General features: G+C 69.8%; 14 protein-coding genes. 1 reads left to right on the forward strand and 13 read right to left on the reverse strand.

The window, feature by feature from the left end:
• Positions 1-186: 186 nt before the first annotated feature.
• From BMW88_RS35705 to BMW88_RS35730, 6 genes are all read right to left on the reverse strand, one after another.
• Positions 187-2,097 (reverse strand): immunoglobulin-like domain-containing protein, encoded by a 1,911-nt coding sequence (locus tag BMW88_RS35705; protein WP_245778283.1) that lies wholly within the window; start codon positions 2,095-2,097, stop codon positions 187-189.
• A gap of 66 nt (positions 2,098-2,163) precedes the next feature.
• A complete protein-coding gene (gene mmsB, locus BMW88_RS35710) occupies positions 2,164-3,378 on the reverse strand; it encodes a multiple monosaccharide ABC transporter permease (protein WP_089959859.1) in 1,215 nt (404 codons plus the stop codon).
• Complete coding sequence (gene mmsA / locus BMW88_RS35715) at positions 3,375-4,880, reverse strand: multiple monosaccharide ABC transporter ATP-binding protein (protein ID WP_089960108.1); 1,506 nt, start codon at positions 4,878-4,880, stop codon at positions 3,375-3,377. The genes mmsB and mmsA overlap by 4 nt, the downstream gene beginning before the upstream one ends.
• 26 nt (positions 4,881-4,906) lie before the next feature.
• Positions 4,907-5,992 (reverse strand): multiple monosaccharide ABC transporter substrate-binding protein, encoded by a 1,086-nt coding sequence (chvE, locus tag BMW88_RS35720; RefSeq protein WP_089959860.1) that lies wholly within the window; start codon positions 5,990-5,992, stop codon positions 4,907-4,909.
• 201 nt (positions 5,993-6,193) lie between these two features.
• Positions 6,194-8,782: a glycoside hydrolase family 9 protein gene (locus BMW88_RS35725; protein WP_177221580.1), complete on the reverse strand. Its 2,589-nt coding sequence runs from the start codon at positions 8,780-8,782 to the stop codon at positions 6,194-6,196.
• 184 nt (positions 8,783-8,966) lie between these two features.
• Positions 8,967-9,566: a TetR/AcrR family transcriptional regulator gene (locus tag BMW88_RS35730; protein ID WP_089959863.1), complete on the reverse strand. Its 600-nt coding sequence runs from the start codon at positions 9,564-9,566 to the stop codon at positions 8,967-8,969.
• A gap of 89 nt (positions 9,567-9,655) precedes the next feature.
• On the opposite strand from BMW88_RS35730, the gene BMW88_RS35735 reads away from it, so the two are divergent.
• Positions 9,656-10,213, forward strand: coding sequence for an NADPH-dependent FMN reductase (locus BMW88_RS35735; RefSeq protein WP_089959866.1), 558 nt, complete (start codon positions 9,656-9,658; stop codon positions 10,211-10,213).
• 72 nt (positions 10,214-10,285) lie between these two features.
• Here the strand turns inward: BMW88_RS35735 and BMW88_RS35740 are convergent, their stop codons facing one another.
• The 7 genes from BMW88_RS35740 to BMW88_RS35770 form a co-directional block, all read right to left on the reverse strand.
• Positions 10,286-11,305 carry a LacI family DNA-binding transcriptional regulator gene (locus BMW88_RS35740; RefSeq protein ID WP_089959869.1) on the reverse strand — a complete coding sequence of 340 codons (1,020 nt, stop codon included), beginning with the start codon at positions 11,303-11,305 and terminating at the stop codon, positions 10,286-10,288.
• Positions 11,302-12,681 (reverse strand): GH1 family beta-glucosidase, encoded by a 1,380-nt coding sequence (locus BMW88_RS35745; protein ID WP_089959871.1) that lies wholly within the window; start codon positions 12,679-12,681, stop codon positions 11,302-11,304. The genes BMW88_RS35740 and BMW88_RS35745 overlap by 4 nt, the downstream gene beginning before the upstream one ends.
• A gap of 2 nt (positions 12,682-12,683) precedes the next feature.
• Positions 12,684-13,499: a carbohydrate ABC transporter permease gene (locus BMW88_RS35750; protein ID WP_089959874.1), complete on the reverse strand. Its 816-nt coding sequence runs from the start codon at positions 13,497-13,499 to the stop codon at positions 12,684-12,686.
• A complete protein-coding gene (locus BMW88_RS35755; protein ID WP_245778285.1) occupies positions 13,496-14,434 on the reverse strand; it encodes a carbohydrate ABC transporter permease in 939 nt (312 codons plus the stop codon). The genes BMW88_RS35750 and BMW88_RS35755 overlap by 4 nt, the downstream gene beginning before the upstream one ends.
• Positions 14,435-14,454: 20 nt before the next feature.
• The gene (locus BMW88_RS35760) at positions 14,455-15,735 is read right to left on the reverse strand and encodes an ABC transporter substrate-binding protein (protein ID WP_089959879.1); all 1,281 of its coding nucleotides are present in this window, start codon (positions 15,733-15,735) and stop codon (positions 14,455-14,457) included.
• Positions 15,736-15,974: 239 nt separating this feature from the next.
• Positions 15,975-16,997 (reverse strand): LacI family DNA-binding transcriptional regulator, encoded by a 1,023-nt coding sequence (locus BMW88_RS35765; protein WP_425434723.1) that lies wholly within the window; start codon positions 16,995-16,997, stop codon positions 15,975-15,977.
• Positions 16,998-17,176: 179 nt separating this feature from the next.
• Entirely contained in the window at positions 17,177-19,807 is a 2,631-nt protein-coding gene (locus BMW88_RS35770; RefSeq protein ID WP_245778286.1) for a glycoside hydrolase family 9 protein, read from the reverse strand.
• Between the last annotated feature and the right edge of the window lie 436 nt (positions 19,808-20,243).

The raw sequence follows: 20,243 nt of genomic DNA on the forward strand, positions 1-20,243 counted from the left end.
GACCGCGGGTTCCCGGCCGCCCGTGGCGGGATGGGGGAGTGGCGGTGCGCGAGATGCCGGCCACGGGTTCCCGGCCGCTCGCGCCGGGGTTGGCGGAGTGCCGGTGCGCGAGGCCCCGCCCACGGGTTCCCACCCACCCGCGGCGTCCCGCTCCGACCGTCCACTCGCGACCGGTGCATCCCGGCCTCATCGCGGACCTGCGGTGCCGCTCAGCGCCGCCACCTCGGCGCCGGAGAGCGCGCGGTTGTGGAGGCGGACGTTCTTCATCCTGCCCAGGAACGGCTTGTCCGCCGCGTAGACCGATCTGCCGAGCTGGTTGGCCGTGGTGATGCCGCCGCCGAGGTCGGACGGCTTGGTGGTGACGCCGGTCTTGCGGGCGACCTCCACGCCGTCGAGGTAGAGCACCTCCACGCCGTTGCCGAGGGTCAGCGCCACGTTCTTCCAGACGCCGCGGGGCAGCGCACGGCCGGAGTTCACGCCCTGCTCGGTCGCCCAGTTGCCGGTGGCTATCGCGCCGCGGTAGCTGTCGCCGGTGCTGAACAGGTAGCCGTCGCCCGTCCCGTCCGGCGCGGTGTTGCCGAAACCGTAGAGGAAGTACGGCGTCTGCTGGCCGGGATCCACCAGCACGTCGGCGGAGACGGTGGCGGCCGCGGCGCCGGTCAGCAGGTTGTTCGGAAGCTGGACGTGCCCGCCCCGCAACAACAGCGATCCGTCGGACCACGTGGCGTTGCCGGCGAGCGCGCCGTCGTAGCCGTGACCGGTCGCGTCGGCCGCGGAACCGTTGAGCGGCCAGTGCGCGACGAGTCCCCGGCTGTCCGCCCTGACCGGCGCAGGAGGGGCGGTGAGGCGGTTCAGCTCGGCCTGGGTCACCGGGAGGACCGTGCCGTGCCTCGGTGAGGCGGGCAGCCTGGCGCCGGTCGACATCGTCCACTTCCCGGAGGCGAGGTCGGTGGTCTCGAACGGCACGTAGCCGCGGCCGCCGTACTCGTCGATGAACAGGTACCACTTGTTCTCGGTGTTGGACTTGAACCCGGTCGGGCCCTCGCCCGCGGAGAGGCCGGGGCTGGTCGAGGTGCCCTTGCCGATGCACTCGGCGACGAAGTCGTAGTCCGGGTCGAGCAGGTCGGTCGACTTCTCCGCCGTGATGAACTTGCTGCACGGCGAGGTCGACGAGTTGTTCCGCTCGTCCTTGGTGTAGCGGTAGTAGGTGCCGTTGTGCTCGATCACCGTCGAGTCGATGACCGAGTAGCCCGGGTCGATCCACACCTTCGCCGGGCTGAACGTCACGAAGTCACGCGTGGTCGCGTACATCATCCGGTTGTAGCTGTTGCCGGTGTGGCCGGGATCGTTCTCCGCGTACAGCTTCGATGCCCAGTACACGACGTAGCTGCCGCGCTTCGCGTCCCAGAAGGCCTCCGGGGCCCAGGTGTTGCCCGCCGTCGGAGGTGACACCTGGACGCTGCGCTGGCGCGACCAGTTCCTCAGGTCGGCCGACTCCCACACCATGATCGACCGGCTGCCGGTGCGCTGCGCCGCGTCCCAGCCCCGGCCGCCGTTGATCTTGAGATCGGTGGCGAGCAGGTAGAACCTGTCGCCGCCGGGGGACCGCAGGATGAACGGGTCGCGCACGCCCAGCTCGCCGAGGCTGGACCTGAGGATCGGGCGGCCGTTGTTGACCTCGGAGAAGTCCAGCGGGTTGTCGCCGTTGCTCGCGGCGGCGTAGATCTGCTCGCCGATCGCGCTGCTCTCACCGGTGAAGTAGAAGAAGCCGTAGCCCGCCAAGGGTTCCTCGACGGGCAACGGGGCGACGGTCGCGACGAACGCGCGGGTGGTGCTCCGGTGCCCGCGGCTCACCTCGGCCGTCAGCACGACCTTGGCGGGCTTGCCGCCCGCGGGCGGGCGGCTCACCTCACCGGTGGGGGTGATCACGTGGCTGTCGGAGGACCGCCACGTGATCGTCGTGCCGTTCTCGCCGGCGGTGGGCAGGGTGAGGTGGCCGCGGACGTCGCCGATGTTCGGCACGACCACCGCGTTCGCCGCGGTCCGCACGAGCGGTTCGGCGGCGGCAGGGGGAACTGGGAGCAGGGTGGCCGTCACGGCCAGGACGACACCGACAGCACGCAGGGATGGCAACACCGTTGTCCGCCTTCCGGGTGGGAGACCTCAGGCGCGTCGCTTGGTCCAGACGTCGTACGCGACCGCCGCGAGCAGGACGAGACCCTTCACGAGCATCACGCGTTCGCTGGGCGCGCCGATCAACGACATGCCGTTGTTGATCACGCCCATGATCAGGCCACCGGTGATGGCGCCGACCACCTTGCCGACCCCGCCCTGCACCGCGGCACCGCCGATGAACGCGGCCGCGATGGCGTCGAGCTCGAAGGCCGTGCCCGCGGTCGGACCCGCCTGGTTGAGCCGCCCGGCGAAGATCACGCCGGCCAGGCCGGCCAGCACGCCCATGTTGACGAAGACCCAGAACGTGACGGCCTTGACCTTCACACCGGATAGCGTGGCGGCCTGCAGGTTGCCGCCGATCGAGTAGATGTGCCGTCCGAACACGGAGTTGTTCGCCATCAGCGAGTAGCCGAGCGCGAGCGCCGCGAGCAGCACGAGCACCCACGGCAGGTTGCGGAACCGGGCGAGCTGCACCACGACCGCCATCACGACGACGGCCACACCCACGATCTTCAGCACGAAGACGGGCATCGGGTCGACGGTCTGGCCGTAGCCGAGCCGGGCAGCGCGCTTGCGCCACTGCGAGAGCCCGAACCCGGCCACGCACGCGACCCCGGCGAGCAGGCTCACCAGGTCGGCGCCACCGAGCGGGCCGAGGCCGATGTTGCCGAGGTAGCCGCCCGTGAACCCGTTCGACAGCGATCGGATCTCCTCGGGGAACGGCCCGATGCCCTGGTTGCCCAGCGTGGTGAGGGTGAGCGCCCGGAACACCAGCATGCCGGCCAGCGTCACGATGAACGCCGGGATGCCGAAGTAGGCGATCCAGTAGCCCTGCGCCGCACCGATGAGCGCGCCCGAGAGCAGCGTCAGCAGCACGGCCACCGGCCAGGGCAGTCCCCATTGGACGGTCAGCACCGCGCAGATGGCGCCGGTCAGCGCCACGGTCGAGCCGACCGAGAGGTCGATGTGCCCGCCGATGATCACCAGGATCATGCCGATCGCGAGGATCAGCACGTAGGAGTTCTGCACGATGATGTTGGAGATGTTCTGCGGCTGCAGCAGGGCGCCGTCGGTCAGCACCGTGAACAGCACGACGATCAGCGCGAACGCGACGTAGATGCCCGACTGCCGCATGTTGATCGAGAACCGTCGGGACGGAGCCGGGGGAGCGGCGGCCGGGGCTGGCGCGGTCTTCGTGGTCATGAGCTCTGTCCTCGCGTCATGTATTGCATCAAGCGTTCCTGCGTGGCCTCTGCACGGCTCACCTCGCCGGTGATGCGGCCTTCCGACAGCGCGTACACGCGGTCGCACAGGCCGAGGAGCTCCGGCAGCTCGGAGGAGATGACCAGCACGGCCCTGCCCTGGGCGGCGAGCTCGTTGATGATCGAGTAGATCTCGTACTTGGCGCCGACGTCGATGCCGCGCGTCGGCTCGTCGAGGATCAGCACGTCGGGGTCGGTGAACATCCACTTCGCCAGCACGACCTTCTGCTGGTTGCCGCCCGAGAGCGTGCCGGTCGGCGTCGACACGGTGGAGGTCCTGATGCCCATCGAGCGCCGGAACCGCTCCGCGACGGTGTACTCCTCGTTCTCGTTGACCCAGCCGCGGGTGGAGAGCTTGCCCAGCGCCGCCGCGGAGACGTTGCGCTGCACCCCCTCGATCAGGTTGAGCCCGTACCGCTTGCGGTCCTCGCTCACGTACGCGAGTCCGTTGCGGATCGCGGCGCGCACCGAGCGCGTGTCGATCTCCCGGCCGTCCTTGACCACCCGCCCGGAGATGCCGACGCCGTAGGAGCGGCCGAACACGCTCATCGCGAGCTCCGTGCGGCCGGCGCCCATCAGCCCGGCGAGACCGACGATCTCCCCGCGCCGCAACGACAGCGTGGCGTTGTCGACGACCTTGCGGTCCGGCTGGGCCGGGCTGTGCACGGTCCAGCCCTCGATGCGCAGCACCTCGTCGCCGATGTCGGGCGTGCGCGGCGGGAACCGGTGTTCCAGGTCGCGCCCGACCATGCCGGCGATGATGCGTTCCTCGCTGAGCCCGCGCGCGGGCAGCGTCTCGATCGTCTTGCCGTCGCGCAGCACCGTGACGGTGTCGGCGATCCTGGTGACCTCGCCCAGCTTGTGGGAGATGATCACCGAGGTGATGCCCTCCGCGCGCAGGCCGTCGAGCAGGTCGAGCAGGTGCTGCGAGTCGTCGTCGTTGAGCGCGGCCGTCGGCTCGTCCAGGATCAGGAGGCTGACCTCCTTGGACAACGCCTTGGCGATCTCGACGAGCTGCTGCTTGCCGACGCCGAGGTCGTCGACGGGGGTCGTCGGGTTCTCGCGCAGCCCCACGCGGTCGAGCAGCGCCTGGGCCTCGTGGTTCGTGCGGTTCCAGTCGATGAACCCGCGCCGCGCCCGCTCGTTGCCCAGGAACAGGTTCTCCGCGATGGAGAGCTGGCCGCACAGCGCCAGCTCCTGGTGGATGATCACGATGCCGCGCCGCTCGCTGTCGCGCACACCGTGGAACACGCACGGCTCGCCCTCGAAGAGGATCTCGCCGTCGTACGTGCCGTGCGGGTGCACCCCGGACAGCACCTTCATCAGCGTGGACTTGCCCGCGCCGTTCTCGCCGCAGATCGCGTGGATCTCACCGCGCCGCACGGTCAACGAGACCTCGTGCAGCGCGGTGACACCCGCGAACCTCTTGGTGATGCCGCGCATCACCAGGACGTCGTCGGACACCGGGCCTACCTGAGCTGGTCGGCGGTGTAGTAGCCGGAGTCGACCAGTTCCTTCTGGTAGTTCGACTTGTCCACGGTGACCGGCTGGAGCAGGAACGCCGGCACGACCTTGTTGCCGTTGTCGTAGTCCTTGGTGTTGTTGACCTCGGGCTTGCCGCCCTTGAGCACCGCGTCGGCCATCTTCACGGTGACCTCGGCGAGCTGGCGGGTGTCCTTGTGGATCGTGGAGTACTGCTCACCGGCGATGATCGACTTCACCGAGGCGACCTCGGCGTCCTGACCGGTCACGATCGGGTAGGCCTGGGCGGGGGTGCCGTAGCCGCTGCTCTTGAGCGCGGACAGGATGCCGATCGACAGGCCGTCGTAGGGGGAGAGGACTCCGTCGACCTTGGTGCCGCCGTAGGTCGAGGTGAGCAGGTCCTCCATCCGCTTCTGCGCGGTCGCCGGGTCCCAGCGCAGGATCGCGACGGTCCGGAAGTCCTTCTGGCCCGACTTCACCACGAGCTTGCCCTGGTCGATCAGCGGCTGCAGCACCGACATCGCGCCGTTGAAGAAGAAGGTGGCGTTGTTGTCGTCCGGCGACCCGGCGAACAGCTCGATGTTGAACGGGCCCTCGCCGCGCGTCTTCAGCCCGGCCAGCAGCGAGTTCGCCTGCTCCACGCCGACCTTGAAGTTGTCGAACGTCGCGTAGTAGTCGACGTTCGGGCTCTTGCGGATCAGGCGGTCGTAGGCGATCACCGGGATCTTCGCGTCGGCGGCCTGCTGGAGCTGCGAGGTGATCGCGGTGCCGTCGATCGAGGCGACGATCAGCAGCTTGGCGCCCCTGGTGATCTGGTTCTCGATCTGGTTGGCCTGGGTCGGGATGTCGTTCTCCGCGTACTGGAGGTCGACCTTGTAGCCCTTGCCCTCGAGCGCCTTCTTGATGTTGTCGCCGTCGTGGATCCAGCGCTCCGACGACCGGGTCGGCATGGTGACACCCACGACCGCGCCCTCGCTCGAACTGGTCTGCTGGTCGACCGTCTTCTCCGCCGAACCGCAGGCGGCGAGGGTGACGGCGAGTGCGGTGGTGACCGCGATCCGGGCAAGCCTCATCAGTTCTCCTCGATGTCACCGACAGGCAACAGTGCTGTAGGCGGCGAGTGTTATCGCTAACAACTTTCGCGTCAAGTTTCATCTGGATAACGCCAGGTAGTTCCTGTTAGCGCTCACAGGTCGAGGTCGGCGAGGCCGGAACGCAGGAGCGCCCGCCGCCACTGTCGTGGCGGCGGGCGCATCCCTGGTGCGGCCGGGTGGTCAGCCGGTCTTGCAGGTCCTGCCGTTCACGGTGAAGGCGGTCGGGTCGGTCCCGGCGCCGGAGGCGTTGAATCCGATGTAGACGGACTTGCCCGCCCCGACCTCGCTGTTCCAGGACGCGCTGGCCGCCGTCACGTCCTGCCCGGTCTGGCTCCAGGTCGCCGACCAGCCGGAGGTGACCCGCTGGGTGCCGGGCAGCGCGAACGCGAGCTTCCACGCGGGCCACGCGGCCGTGCCGGTGTTGGTGATCTTCACCTGCGCCGACATCCCGTTCTGCCACCGGTTGGCGGTGAAGCCGACCTGGCAGTCCGAGGCCGGGACGGAGGTCCCCGACTTCTCCGCGGCCCAGCCGGAGACCCACGCGAGAGCGGAGTTCCAGTTGATCGCCACCTCGTTCAGCGAGTAGGCGCCGATGTCGTCCACCCAGCACTTCTGCTGCGGGCAGCCGGCGAGCAGGCGCTGGGCCACCGGGTCCTGCAGGGCGCTGTTCGGGCCGCCGGACAGCGATCCGGGCGGCGCGATCGGCAGGGACGGGTCGTTCTGGTTCGCCCAGAACCGGTGGTGGGCGTTGCGCATCGCCTGCTCGCCGTAACCCGCCACGTACGAGGTGCTGAGCGGGTTGCGGCCGAGCACGTAGTGCAACGCCTCGAACACGCCGTCGCGGTACTTCGCCGCACCGGTGAAGTCGTGGGCGAGGGCGAGCACCTGCGCGTTGTTGAGGACCGCGGAGTTCGATCCCCAGACGTACCCGTCGACGCTGTTGTCGTACGGCGCCGCGTAGCCCATCTGCCCCATGGCCGCGAGGTGCTGGTCCGCGACCGTGGCGAACGCCGACTTGATCGCCGCCACGTCCGCCGCGGGCAGGCCGTTGGGCGCCAGGGCGAGCGTGATGTCACCCAGCGGCGCCGTGCCGCCCCAGTAGAAGCCGGCCCGGCTCAGCCCGGCCGCCCGGTAGTGCGGCGAGGCGGTCACGTCGGTCCGGTAGGCGGTGTCGCCGGTGGTCGCGTACAGCTCCGCCGCGGCCCAGTAGAACTCGTCGCTGACGGTGTTGTCGCTGTAGGCGCCACCGCCGGTGCCGTCGTTCGGGTCGGCGAGCTTGGCCGGGTTCGCCTTGGCCGCCGCGTACGCCTTGCGGGCCGCGGTGAGCAGCGTCGCGGAGTACGTGGCGTCGATGCCCTGCCACAGCCGCGAGGCCTGCGCGGCGACCGCGGCCAGGTTCAGCGTCGCGGCGGTGCTGGTCGCGGACAGCCGGCGCGGCTGGTCGTCCAGCTCGGGGCGGGTGGGCAGGGCCGTCCAGTTGGCATCGTGGATCTTGTGGTGGGCCATGCCGTCCGGCGCCTGCATCTTGAGCAGGAAGTCGGCCTCCCAGCGCGCCTCGTCGAGGAGGTCCGGCACGCCGTTGGCCTTCTCCGGGATGTTCATCGTGCCGTCGGCGAACGCCGACGCGTCACCGATCCGGACGGCGCGCTCGTAGGCGTTGAGGAGCTGCCACGTCGCGATGCCGCCGTTCACCACGTATTTGCCGTGGTCGCCGGCGTCGTACCAGCCGCCGCGCACGTCGAGCGTGTAGCCGCAGGCGAGGTCGGCCCGGCACGGCACGTTGTTGTCACCCTGGTTGGGCGCGACGTTGACGTGGCCGGCGGGACGCGCGTACTCGTCCCCGACGTACCGCGCCTCGATCGGCGTGCCGCTGCGCTGGTGGTAGAAGAACGCGAGCGAGTCGTAGCGCAGCCGCTTGACCGGGTCCGCGGAGATGTCGAACGGGAAGCTGCTGTCCTCGCCGACCGACAGCGTGTACCCGGTACCGGCCGTGTCGTACGACGAGAAGTCGATCAGGTGCACCGAGTCGCCGGACGTCGCGTCCGCGCCCTTGGGCGTGGTCTGCCCGGTGGCCACCGCGGCGCCCGCCGAGTTCTTGAGCGTCCACTGCTGCGGCGTCGTGGCCGTGGAGACGAGCGTCGCCCGCTTGGGCAGGCCCGGCACGTAGGCCGCCAGGTCGACCTGGACCTTCCTGGTGGGGTTGGGGTTCACGCCGCCGGGCGGCTTCACGCCGCCGACCAGCGAGACGTTGTCCACGCAGATCGTGTTGTCGAACGACTGGCCGCCGAGCTGGAAGGCCACCTGGCCGTTGCCCGCGTCCGGGAAGTCCAAAGTGGACGTGAAGGTGAACGTGAAGCGCTGCTTGGCGGGGGAGAGCGTGAACGTCTGGCTCGCGATCCCGCGGTACGGGCTGACGCTCTCGCCCGCCGCGGCCGTGACGGGCTGCGCCGTCGTGGCGTGGGCGTCGAACGAGAAGGTGTAGGACTGCCCGCTCTCGAACGGGACACCGTTCTGCCCGATCAGGGCGTCCCAGGGGTTCGCGGTGCCGCCGGTGACCGACGCGCAGAGCTCGCCGCCGGTGACCCGGTTCGTCACTCCGGCGCCGCTCCACCAGGGGTCGGCGGACCCGGTGTCGAACGCTCCGTTGAGCACGCGTTCGTACTCGGCCGCCGCCACCGCGGGCGCGGCGAGCGGGGACGCGGCGAGCGGGGACGCGGTGAGCGCCACGAGCAGGCTCGCGGCGAGCAGGCGTGGGGGTTGCGATCTCATGGTGATGAGGTTCTCCGTCCTCGTCGACGGTCGTTCTGGGAGCGCTCCCAGGGACCGTAAGGCGAGTCCGGCGACGGCTACAAGACCCGTTCGGTCACCGGTGCCGTTCGATGGTCGATTCGACTCGATTCGGCGGTGCCGGCGTGCTTTTCCTTGTCCCGCAGGACTTCGCTCCGCCGGGTGGTCAGGCCAGGAGCCGGTCGAGCAGGCCGTGCCACGCCGCCTCCACCCGTGCCGGGGACACGCCGTGGCCGCGGGCGAGGTGGTCGACCAGGACGACGTCCACCGACGACAGCAGCGTGTGCGCCAGCAGTTCGGCGTCGGCGTCCGGGAGGACGGCCGCCACCAGCACGGCCACGTGCCGGTGGCGCACCTGCCTGGCCGGGACCGCGAACCGGCGGGCGGCCGAGGGCTCTGCCGCCAGGTACAGGTCGTGGTGGGCGTGCTCGTGGCGCAGCAGCGCCGGGCCGAACGCCCGGAGCCTCGCCGCGGCCGTGGCGCCGGGCCCCAGCGGTGGCGGTCCGCTGAGGAACGACTCCTGGAACCGCCGCTCCGAGTGGTCCAGCAGGGCTTGCAACAGCCCGTTGCGGTCGCCGAAGCGGCGCGACACCGTGCCCTTGCCGACCCCGGCCGCCGCGGCCACCGCCTCCATCGTGATCGCCGCCGCGCCGCGTTCCTCCGCCAGCCGGGCCGCGGCCTCCAGCAGCAGCGCCCGGTTGCGCACCGCGTCCGCACGCAGGTGTTTCTCCGGCTCCGCGAGCGGCAGAGGTGTGCTCTCGATCACCTGGCCAGCCTAACCGGAAGATAACCGGGCCGCGTCCCGTTTACGTGGGGGATTGTTCCGCCACAGTCACGACACCAGGAGTCGCTCTCATGGCCGTCCGCATCCTCACCCTCGTCGGCAGCCTCCGTTCCGGATCGCACAACCGCAGGCTTGCTGAGGCCGCCGTCCACATCGCGCCGGAGCACGTCGAGGTGAGCCTGTTCGAAGGTCTGGACACCGTGCCGTTCTACAACGAGGACATCGACGCCGAGGGCAGCGTCCCGGCCGCCGCGGCGAGGCTGCGGGAGGCCACCGCCGAGGCCGACGCCCTGCTGCTGGTCTCGCCCGAGTACAACGGCACCATCCCCGCCGTGCTGAAGAACGCCATCGACTGGCTGTCGCGCCCCTACGGCGCCGGCGCCCTCAACGGCAAGCCGGTGGCCGTCGTCGGCACCGCGTTCGGCCAGTACGGCGGCGTGTGGGCGCAGGACGAGGCCCGCAAGGCCGTCCGGATCGCCGGTGCCGAGGTCGCCGAGGACCTGACCCTCTCGATCCCGAGCTCCGTGGTGCGCTTCGCCGAGCTCCACCCGGTCGACGACCCCGAGGTCACCGAGAAGCTGTCCGGTGTGCTCGAGGGCCTGGCCTCCCGCGCCGCCGCCACGGTCTGATCCGCAGTCCTCTCCGCCGCGTCTGACCCACCGGCCGCCGCGAGCGGCCGCGCGGGTCGGCGCGGCGGCGGCTCACGCGCTCGACCGGCGCACGAACGACGTGGGCAGCAGCATCGACAGCGGCAGCTTGTCCTCGCCGGCGAGCTCGGCGAGCAGGCGCCAGGTCATCGTGCGGCCGAGCTGCTCGACGTCCTGCCGCACCGTGGTGAGGGGCGGGGTGGCGGTCGACGCGAGCACGGAGTCGTCGAACCCCACCACCGCGACGTCGTCGGGGATCCGGTGACCCTGCTGCTGGAGCACCCGCAGCGCGCCGAGCGCCATGATGTCCGCGGCGACGAAGACCGCGTCGAGATCGGGCGCCCTGCGCAGCAGCTCCTCCATCGCGAGCGCGCCGCTCTCGGGCGTGAAGTCGCTGTGCACCACCAGGTCCACGGGCATGCCGTGCTCGGCGAGCCCGCACCGCCAGCCGCTGAGCCGGTCCATGCCGACCGCCATGTCGCGCGGACCGGCGATCGTGGCGATCTTCTCGCGGCCGAGCGAGATGAGGAACCGCACGGCTCCCAGCGCGCCGTTGAAGTTGTCGGAGTCGACGAACGGGACGGCGCCGCCCGCGAGCGGACGGCCGCCCACCACGATGGGCAGCCCCGTCTCGTGCAACGTCCTGGGCAGCGGGTCCTCGCCGTGCAGGCTCACCACGAGCGCGCCGTCGACGTGCCCGCCGGTCAGGTAGGCGACCTGGTGCTCGCCGTCGAGCGGCTGGTTCATCATCAGCAGGAGCTGGACGTGCCGCCCGGCCAGCTCGGCGTGCACCCCGCGCAGCACGCCGGCGAAGAACGGGTCGGCGAGCACCCGGCTGCCCTGCTCGGAGATCACCAGCGCGATGGCGTTCGCCTTGCTGCCCGCCAGGGTGCGCGCGGCGTGGTTCGGGCTGTACCCGAGCATCGCGATGGCCCGGTGCACCGACTGGCGGGACCGGTCGCTCACGTACTTCTCGCCGTTGATCACCCTGGAGACCGTGGACTTCGACACCCCGGCCACGCGCGCGACCTCCTCGATGCGCGGGCCGGGGCGTCGACTCCTGCCTTCCGTCATGAGGTGGCGACCAGCGCGTTGTCACGCGCCACCCTGCTGAACCACCTCGCACTCATCTTCGGCGTGCGGATCTGGGTGGCGTAGTCGACGTGGACGATGCCGAACCTCTTCGCGTACCCCTCGGCCCACTCGAAGTTGTCCAGCAGCGACCAGCAGAAGTAGCCGCGCAGGTCGACGCCCGCCTCGATCGCCGCGTGGGCGGCGCGCAGGTGCGAGGCGATGTAGCCGGTGCGGTCGACGTCGTCGATCGCACCGGAGCCGGTGAAGTCGTCGCGGAACGCGGCGCCGTTCTCGGTGATGTAGAGCGGGAGCCGCGGGTAGTCGTGGTGCACCCGCAGCAGCACGGCGGTGAGCCCGTCCGGCCGGACCTCCCAGTCCATGTCGGTCCTGGGGGCGTCACGGCGGGGGAACGAGGCGTGCTGCACGCCGACCCACGGCGACGGGCCCGGCTCGCTGCCGTTCGGCGACGAGCTGACGTAGTGCTCGGTGTAGTAGTTGACGCCGAGCATGTCCATCGGCCCCGAGATGATGTCGAGGTCGCCGTCGTGCACGTGCTCGCTGAACCCGAACGGCTCCAGGTCCGCCACGATGTCGGCCGGGTACTCGCCGCGCAGCAGCGGGTCCAGGAAGATCCGCTGCTGCAGCCCGTCGAGCCTGCGCGCGACGTCGAGGTCCGCCGGGTTGCCGGGGTCCACCGGGATGATCGGGTACATGTTGAGCGTGATGCCCACCTTGGCGTCCGGCTTCGCGGCGCGGATGGTGTCGGCCGCGAGGCCGTGCCCGAGCAGCAGGTGGTGCACCGCGGCGACGGCGGCCTTGGGCTCCGTGCGGCCGGGCGCGTGGACACCGGCCGCGTAGCCGAGGAACGCCGAGCACCACGGCTCGTTCAACGTCGTCCAGGTGCCGACCCGGTCACCGAGCGCCTCGACGGTGGCGGCCGCGTACTCGGCGAACCGGAACGCGGTGTCGCGCGACGCCCAGCCGCCCGCCTCCTCCAGCTTCTGCGGCAGGTCCCAGTGGTACAGCGTCGGCCACGGCACGATGTCGTGCGCCAGCAACGTGTCGATGAGCCGCTTGTAGAAGTCGAGCCCCGCCTGGTTCACCTCACCGCCGTCCGGCCGCACCCGCGGCCAGGCGATCGAGAACCGGTAGGCCTTGAGCCCGAGGTCCGCCATCATGGCGACGTCCTGCTCGAACCGCCGGTAGTGGTCGGCAGCGGGTTCGCCGCAGTCGCCGCCGACGACCTTGCCGGGCACCCGGCAGAACGCGTCCCAGATGGAGTCGGTGCGGCCGTCCACGCCGGTCGCACCTTCCACCTGGAACGCCGCGGTCGCGGCTCCCCACAGAAATCCCTGCGGGAAAACAATGTTCTCCATTTTCACCCCTTGACGGCGCCCTGCATCACACCGGCGACGATCTGCCGCCCGAGCACGAGGAAGACGATGAGCACCGGAACCGTCGCGAGCGTGGTTCCGGCGAGGACGAGCGAGTAGTCGACGTAGTAACCGCTCTGGAGCTTCTCCAGCGCGACCTGCAACGTCGGGTTGTCGGCGTTGAGCACGACCAGCGGCCACAGGAAGTCGTTCCAGGACTGCATGAAGGTGAACACGCCCAGCATCGCGGCGGCCGGCCGGGCGGCGGGCAGGGCGACGTGCCAGAACGCGCGCCACAGGCTGCACCCGTCCATGCGCGCGGCCTCGACGAGCTCGTCGGGGATGGCGTCGACGAGGTACTGCCGCATCCAGAACACGCCGAACGCCGTGACGAGGTTCGGCACGATCACGGCTTCCAGCTCGCCGGCCCAGCCGAACTCGGCCATCGCCATGTACAGCGGGATGATGCCGAGCTGGGTCGGCACCGCGAGCGTCGCCACCACGAAGAGGAACAGCACCCCACGGCCGCGGAACTTCAGCTTGGCGAACGCGAAGCCGGCGAGCGTCGACAGCAGCACCACCGAGAACGTCACGGTGCCGGACACGATGAAGCTGTTGGCCAGCGCCTTCCAGAACGGGACCGTGTCGAAGACCCGCGCCGCGTTGGCGAAGAAGTTGCCGCCGGGAACCAGCGTGAAGTCGCCGGTCAGCACCGAGTTGTCGCGGCTCGCGACGAGGAACGACCAGTAGAACGGGAAGGCGGAGCCGAGCACGAACGCGGCGAGGATGCCGTAGATCGCGAAGGACGGTCGTTTCATCATCGGACGGCCCTCCTGGTGAGGAAGAAGTTGAGGACCGCGACACCGATCACGACCAGGAACAGCACCCACGCGATGGCGGAGGCGTAGCCGAGGTCGAGACCCTGGAAGGCGGACTGGTAGAGGTAGAGCACGACGGTCTGGTACTGGTGCTCCGACCCACCGCCGCTGCCGCCGGAGGGCTCGAACAGCTTCGGCTCGGTGAAGATCTGCAGGCCGCCGATCGTCGAGGTGACGATCACGAAGATCAGCGTGGGCTTGAGCATCGGGAGCGTGATGCTGAAGAACCGCCGCAACGGGCTCGCGCCGTCCACCAGCGCCGCCTCGTACACGTCGCGCGGGATGGCCTGCATCGCGGCGAGGATGATCAGCGCGTTGTAGCCGGTCCACCGCCAGTTGACCATCGACGCGATGGCGACGTGGCTGCCGAAGGTGCTGGCCTGCCAGTCGATCGGGTCGATGCCGATCAGGCCGAGCACGTCGTTGACGAGGCCGTACTGCGGGCCGAACAGGTTGCCGAAGATGATCGTCAACGCCACGAGGCTCGCGACGTAGGGCAGCAGGACACCCATCCGCCAGCCGGTGCGGGCGCGCAGGTTGGCGTTCAGCAGCGCGGCGATCACCACCGCCACGATGATCTGCGGGACGCTCGAGAGCAGGAAGATGCTGAACGTGTTGAACAGCGCGTTCCAGAACTGGTCGTCCTCGAACAGCGTCCGGTAGTTCTCCAGGCCGATGAAGGCCGGGTCGTCCGCCCCGACCTCCCAGTCGAAGAGCGAGACGTAGGCCGTGTAGAGCAACGGGAACAGCCCGATCGCGCCGAACAGCACGAAGAACGGCGCGACGAACAGGTACGGCGAGACCTTGGCGTCCACGTTGGACAGCAGGTACCGCCGCGGAGGCCGCGGGCGAGCTTCGGGTGCTCGCCCGCGGTCCACCTTGGAGAGAGTGGCCGTCACTACTTGGCAGCCTTCTGAGCGCCCTCGACAGCGGCCTTCCAGGCTTCCTCGGAGTTCTTGCCCTGCTCGACCGACTGCAGCGCCGGGCTGAACACCGTCTCCTGGATCTGACCGTCGGCCGGGCCCTTGTACTGCGCGGCCTTGATCTTCTTGGCCTGCGTGGAGAACAGCGCGCCGGCCTTCACGTCACCGAAGTAGGCGTTGGTCTGCTCCAGCAGCTCCGGCGCGTCGAGCGCCTTGACCTGGCTGGGGAAGGTGCCCTTGGCCTTGAACGCCTTGATCTGCTGCTCCGGCGCGGTCAGCCAGGCGGCGAGCTCGGCGGCCTTCTTCGCGTTCTTGCTCTGCTTCGGCACGGTCAGGTACGAGCCGCCCCAGTTGCCGCCACCGTTCGGGAACGCGTCGGTGACCGCCCACTTGCCCTTGTTCTCGGGACCGGCCTGGGTCTCGACCACGCCGAGCATCCACGACGGACAGGTCTTGGTGGCGAACTTGCCGAGCTTGAAGCCGGTGTTCCACTCGGGGCTGAAGGCCGAGAGCCGCGCCGACTGTCCCTTGCCGACCGCGGCGGTCACCGCGTTCCAGTCCTTCTTGATGTCGGCGTTGGTGTCCACGACCAGCTTGTCGGACTCGTCGTAGTAGCCCGTCGCGAGCTGGTTGTGCATGGCGTTGTAGACCTGGGCCGCGCTGTCGAACCACGCCACGCCGGGAACCTTCGCGACGAACTGGTCACCGGCGGCGAAGTAGCTGTCCCACGTCGCGAAGAGCGCCTTCACGCCCTCCGGGTCGGACGGCAGGCCGGCCTGCGCGAAGAGGTCCTTGCGGTAGCACATGGCCAGCGGACCGATGTCGGTGCCGTAGCCGATCAGCTTGCCGTCCTTCGAGGTGATCGCGTCGGTCTTCCACTGCAGCCAGCGGTTGTCCTCGATCTTCGGGCCGATCTCCTTGAGATCGTTGAACTGCCCGGACTTCGACATCACCTGGCTGAGGTAGCCCTCTTCGACGCCCTCGATGTCCGCGAGACCGGAGCCCGCGCCCAGCTTGGTGAACAGGTTCTGGTGGTGCGGCTGGCCCTGCCCGGTCTTGCGCTGCGTGATCTTGACGTCCGGGTGAGCCGCCTCGTACTCCTTGAACAGCTCTTCGTAGCCGAACTCGTTGAACGTGGCGATCGTCAGCTCGGTCTTTCCGTCTGCGGACTGGCTGGCCCCGCCTGATCCGCACGCTGTGGTGGCGGCGGCGGACACGGCGGCACAGATCAGCACGCTGATCCAACGGTGTCGCACGGGAGAACTCCTCTGGTCTCGGCGGCGGGTTCTGGGAGCGCTCCCAGATGCAGGGGAGTGTCGTACTGGCTTCGAGAGTGTGTCAAGACACACCCCGCCGGGTACCCAGGGCTTTTGGGGGTCGTCGAACCCAGTGACCTCGCGATTTGCGGCTCAGGTCACAGTTGGGACAACTGGGAGCGTTCCCGGAATTGTGTCCTTTGGGTTAACACTGCGTGCTGCCTCCGGCACGGACAGCGCTAGGCGCTGGCGCGCCGGACCAGGGAGGTGGGCAGCAGCAACGACGGCGGCAAACCGGTCTCGCCGGCCAACTCGCCCAGCAGCCGCCAGGTCATCGTGCGGCCGAGCTGTTCGATGTCCTGCCGAACCGTGGTGAGCGGCGGGGTCGCGGTCGAGGCGAGTAGCGAGTCGTCGAACCCGACGACGGCCACGTCCTCGGGGACCTGCTTGCCGCGGGCGTGCAGCACCTGCAGCACCCCCACGGCGGTGATGTCGGCGGCGACGAACACGGCGTCGACGTCGGGGGCGCGGTCGAGCAGCTCGGTCATCGCGCGGGCGCCGCTCTCCGGCGTGAAGTCGGCCTCCGCCACGAGGTCGTCGGGCAGCTCCGCCTCGGCGAGGCCCCGCCGCCAGCCGCTGAGCCGGTCGATGCCCGCCGCCATGTCGCGCGGGCCGGTGACGGTCGCGATCCTGGTGCGGCCGAGTGAGACCAGGTGCCGCACGGCGTCGAGGCCGCCGGTGAAGTTGTCCGAGTCCACGAACGGCACGGCGCTGGCGCCGAGCGGACGGCCGCAGGCCACGACCGGAAGGCCGATCTCGTGCAACCGGCGCGGCAACGGGTCGTCGCCGTGCAGGCTCACCAGCAGCGCGCCGTCGGCGTGACCGCTCGCCAGGTAGGACAGCAGGTCGTCGTGGTCGCGGGGCTGGCTCAGCACGAGCAGCAGCTGGACGTGCCGCCCGGCCAGTTCCGCGTGCACCCCGCGCAGCATCCCGGCGAAGAACGGGTCGCCCAGCACCCTGCTGCCCTGCTCGGAGACGATCAGCGCGATGGCGTTCGCCTTGCTCCCCGCGAGGGAGCGGGCCGCCTGGTTCGGGCTGTACCTGAGGTGGGTGATCGCGGTGTGCACGGCGTCGCGGGCCTTGGCGCTCACGTACTGCTCGCCGTTGATCACCCTGGAGACCGTCGACTTGGACACCCCGGCGAGTCGAGCCACCTCCTCGATCCGCGGGCCGGGCCGTCGCTGCCGGTCAATCTCCGTCATGCCGCTCATCGTAGGAGTCAGCGAGCGTCAGACCGTACGTGCGGAACGACACGTGCCATTCCGTGAGAGCGCGTCCCCGGCACGCCGCTGTGCCGGGGACGCGGCAGGAGCCGGCCACTGGCCGGTGCTGGTTCGGCGCGGGACGCCTGAGCGCGCAGAACGTCCCGCCCCGATGTCTGTCAGGGCTCCGCGCCCCACGCGAGGGTGCCGCCGGTGTGGGCGGTGACCCGGTCGAAGTCGGTGAGGGCGTCGTTCACCCGGTAGCTGTGGTCGTCGGCCTGGTTGAAGGCGGACCAGTCGGACTTCGCGGCCCTGACCTGGATGTCGCCCGTGCTCGCCCCCGCGGCGAGGCTGCCGGAGGTGAAGGACACCTCCAGGTAGGCGTCCGCTCCGGGACGGGCGGTGGGCAGCCTGACCACCTTGGTCTGCACGGTGGCGCACCCGATCCGGGCCCAGTCGCACCACACCTGGTAGCCCGCCTGCGGCGCGTCGCCGGTGAACCAGTACCTGATCGTCGTCGTGGCGAGGCTGACCGGTGTCGTGCCGCCGTTGGTCAGCTGGAGCGTGGCACCGATCTGGCTCGACGTGGCCGCGCCGCTGCCCCTGTGCTGCACCGAGAGCGTGCTCGCGGGACCGGGCAACGTCCGGGTGGTGACCGGTGTGCCGGCGGCGGAGACGTTGCCCGCCGCGTCCCTCGCGCGCACCGAGAACGAGTACTGCGTGTCCGGGGTGAGGCCAGTGAGCCGCAGGCTGGTCGTCGTCGTCGACTCGGCGACGGTGGTCCCGGAGAGGACGTCGTACCCGGTGACGCCGAGGTTGTCGGCCGAGGCGGCCCAGCTCAGCGTGACGCTGGTGCTGCCGGTACCGGCGACGGTCAGTCCGGTGGGGACGGTCGGCGGCTCGCTGTCCTCGGCGCCGCCGGACGGCTCGGCGCCCCACAGGGTCTTCCCGTCCTGGCGCAGGACGATCCGGTCGGTCTGCAGGACGGTGTTGCCGCTGCCGAGGCCGGTGTGCGACCAGTCGTTGGACGGGTCCCAGGTGCCGGCGCTGGTGATCCGGAACTGGACCTCTTTGCGGTGGGCGGACTGCCCGGCCGGGGCCACACCGGGACACGGGATGTCCACGTAGTACACGGAGCCGCTGTGCTGCACCGGCGCGCTCGCCGCACCGCACTGGTTGTAGTTCGTGGTGACGGTGATCTGGCTCGGCGTGGTGGCGCCGTCGAGCGTGAAGTAGTAGCGCAACGAGCCGTTGAAGGTCCGCGCCGGCCAGGCGGTCTTGTTGAGCACGAACGCCTTGACCTCGGTGAACTGGGCGGCGCTCTGGTTCACCGACGCCTGGACGGTGAGCTCGGGACCGTCCGGGACCTCCGCCGGGGGGAAGCTCGCCAGCGGTGTGCCGCTGAACTCCCGGTAGAGCCGGGCGAGGGCGCCGGTGAAGCCGGCGTTGTAGTCGAGCGCGACCTCGTTCATCACGTAGTCGCTGCGGTTGTCGGTGTAGGCGTCGTTGTTGGTGCTGGGGCCGCCGACCAACGCGCCGTAGAGGACGTGCCGGCTGACAGCGGGCTCCTGGATGGTGTCGGCCCACGAGCCGTGCGCGGTGCGGTGGTGCGGGTTGCGCGGAGGGTTGGCGCCGAATCCGACGACGTAGCTCGAGTTGCGGGGGTTGTCGCCGAGGGCGTAGTTGATCTGCCGCACGCCGAAGTCGTGGTAGGTCCTGGCGCGTGCGCTGTCGCGTGTGGACAGCCAGTCCGAGTAGGTCAGCGCGGCGAACGCGGTGTTGGCGGCGTACCGCAGCGATCCCCAGCTGTCGAGCACCGCTTGGCCCCCGGGGGAGTAACGCACCCGGTTGCCGTTGTACCCGGTCGTCCAGAAGTCCAGCCAGCGGTTGGCATCGGTGATGTAGGTCTGCTCGCCGGTGAGCTGGGCCATCAGGACGTAGGCGCCGTAGGACTTGTCGTCCCAGGCGATGGTCCACCTGTAAGAGCGTTCCGCGCTCTGCGGTTCGGTGCCGAGCTTCTGGTACTCCGCCTTGGCCTTGTCCAGGTAGCTCGCGTCACCGGTGGCGCGGTGCAGCCAGATCGCGCCCCACACCAGCTCGTCCTGGTAGCCGCTCCACGAGTTGTAGAAGCTCGCGGCGTCGGTGATGCACGAGCTGTACTTGCCGCGGTAGGTGTCCGCGAAGGCGTAGAGCTGCTTGGCGTGCGTGAGCAGGGTGGCCGCGTAGGCGGGGTCGGTGTCCTTGAAGACCATCGAGGCCGACGCCGTCGCCGCCGCGTACTCGCCCGCCAGGTCCGAGCCGGGGCAGGAGGCGTCCACCTTGTACGACGGACGTGCCATCGGCATGACCTCCGCCGAGCCCCACCAGGCGTGGTCGGGGTTGCCCGCGCCGACCTGGCCGTAGACGACGTTCGGGGACGGGTGCGCCTTGATGATCCAGTCCGTGCCGTGCTTCAGGTTCGCCAGGAGGTGCGGGAGCTGGCCGGAGCTCGCGTACGCGTCCCGGTTCGCCACTGCGCCCCAGGCGAGCATCGACATGCTGAACGCGAAGGGCAGGCCGAACTTCACGTGGTCGCCGGCGTCGTAGAAGCCACCGGAGAGGTCGAGCCCGGCGTCGGCGCCGTCGCGCAGCGCGGAGTCGCCCCGCCAGCTCACGCGGTTGCCCGCCGGCAGCGCCCCCGACCGCTGGGCGTCATAGAACCAGATGGACTTCTGCAGCGCCTCCGCGTAGTTGAACGCGGGCGCGGCCGCCGAGGGTGACACCAGTGGGCCGGCCGTCGCCGCGAGCACGGCGGCGAGAGTGGCGGTCACAGCTCTGCGCAGGCGACTGTGCACGTGAGCCTCCGATGACGGGTAGGTGAACTGGGAGCGCTCCCAGAACCGGGACTGTAACGGTCACGAAACCCGTCCGACAGGGGGACGGCCGAATATGGCCGCAAATTCTGCTGTGAGGCAGCCGTTCGGCGGAATTTCCACGCCTGCTCACCGGGAGGCGGTTCCGGTGAGTGCTTGCAGTCATCGCTGAAATGTCGTACCCGTTCGAATGTTCGATGCACAGGTCGTGGTCAGGGCATGTGCGGTTCCGTGCCGACGTTGGGCGAAAAGCGTGAACTGGAACGATTCTCGGTGCTTACCGGCAGTGCAATGTGAGGTTCGCTCCGAAATCGACCACAGTTCGACAGTCGCTTTTCCGGATCATCGCCCGCTGGTTACAGTCCGCCGCGAAAGCTGGGAGCGTTCCCAGCTT

Source organism: Lentzea xinjiangensis (assembly GCF_900110955.1).
Lineage (GTDB): Bacteria > Actinomycetota > Actinomycetes > Mycobacteriales > Pseudonocardiaceae > Lentzea > Lentzea xinjiangensis.

Coding starts and splice junctions, on each gene's coding strand:
- BMW88_RS35735 (WP_089959866.1), top strand. CDS start 9,656: ATGGCCGTCCGCATCCTCACCCTCGTCGGCAGCCTCCGTTCCGGATCG.
- BMW88_RS35750 (WP_089959874.1), bottom strand. CDS start 13,499: ATGATGAAACGACCGTCCTTCGCGATCTACGGCATCCTCGCCGCGTTC.
- mmsB (WP_089959859.1), bottom strand. CDS start 3,378: ATGACCACGAAGACCGCGCCAGCCCCGGCCGCCGCTCCCCCGGCTCCG.
- chvE (WP_089959860.1), bottom strand. CDS start 5,992: ATGAGGCTTGCCCGGATCGCGGTCACCACCGCACTCGCCGTCACCCTC.
- BMW88_RS35740 (WP_089959869.1), bottom strand. CDS start 11,305: ATGACGGAAGGCAGGAGTCGACGCCCCGGCCCGCGCATCGAGGAGGTC.
- BMW88_RS35745 (WP_089959871.1), bottom strand. CDS start 12,681: ATGGAGAACATTGTTTTCCCGCAGGGATTTCTGTGGGGAGCCGCGACC.
- BMW88_RS35765 (WP_425434723.1), bottom strand. CDS start 16,997: ATGACGGAGATTGACCGGCAGCGACGGCCCGGCCCGCGGATCGAGGAG.
- mmsA (WP_089960108.1), bottom strand. CDS start 4,880: ATGCGCGGCATCACCAAGAGGTTCGCGGGTGTCACCGCGCTGCACGAG.
- BMW88_RS35725 (WP_177221580.1), bottom strand. CDS start 8,782: ATGAGATCGCAACCCCCACGCCTGCTCGCCGCGAGCCTGCTCGTGGCG.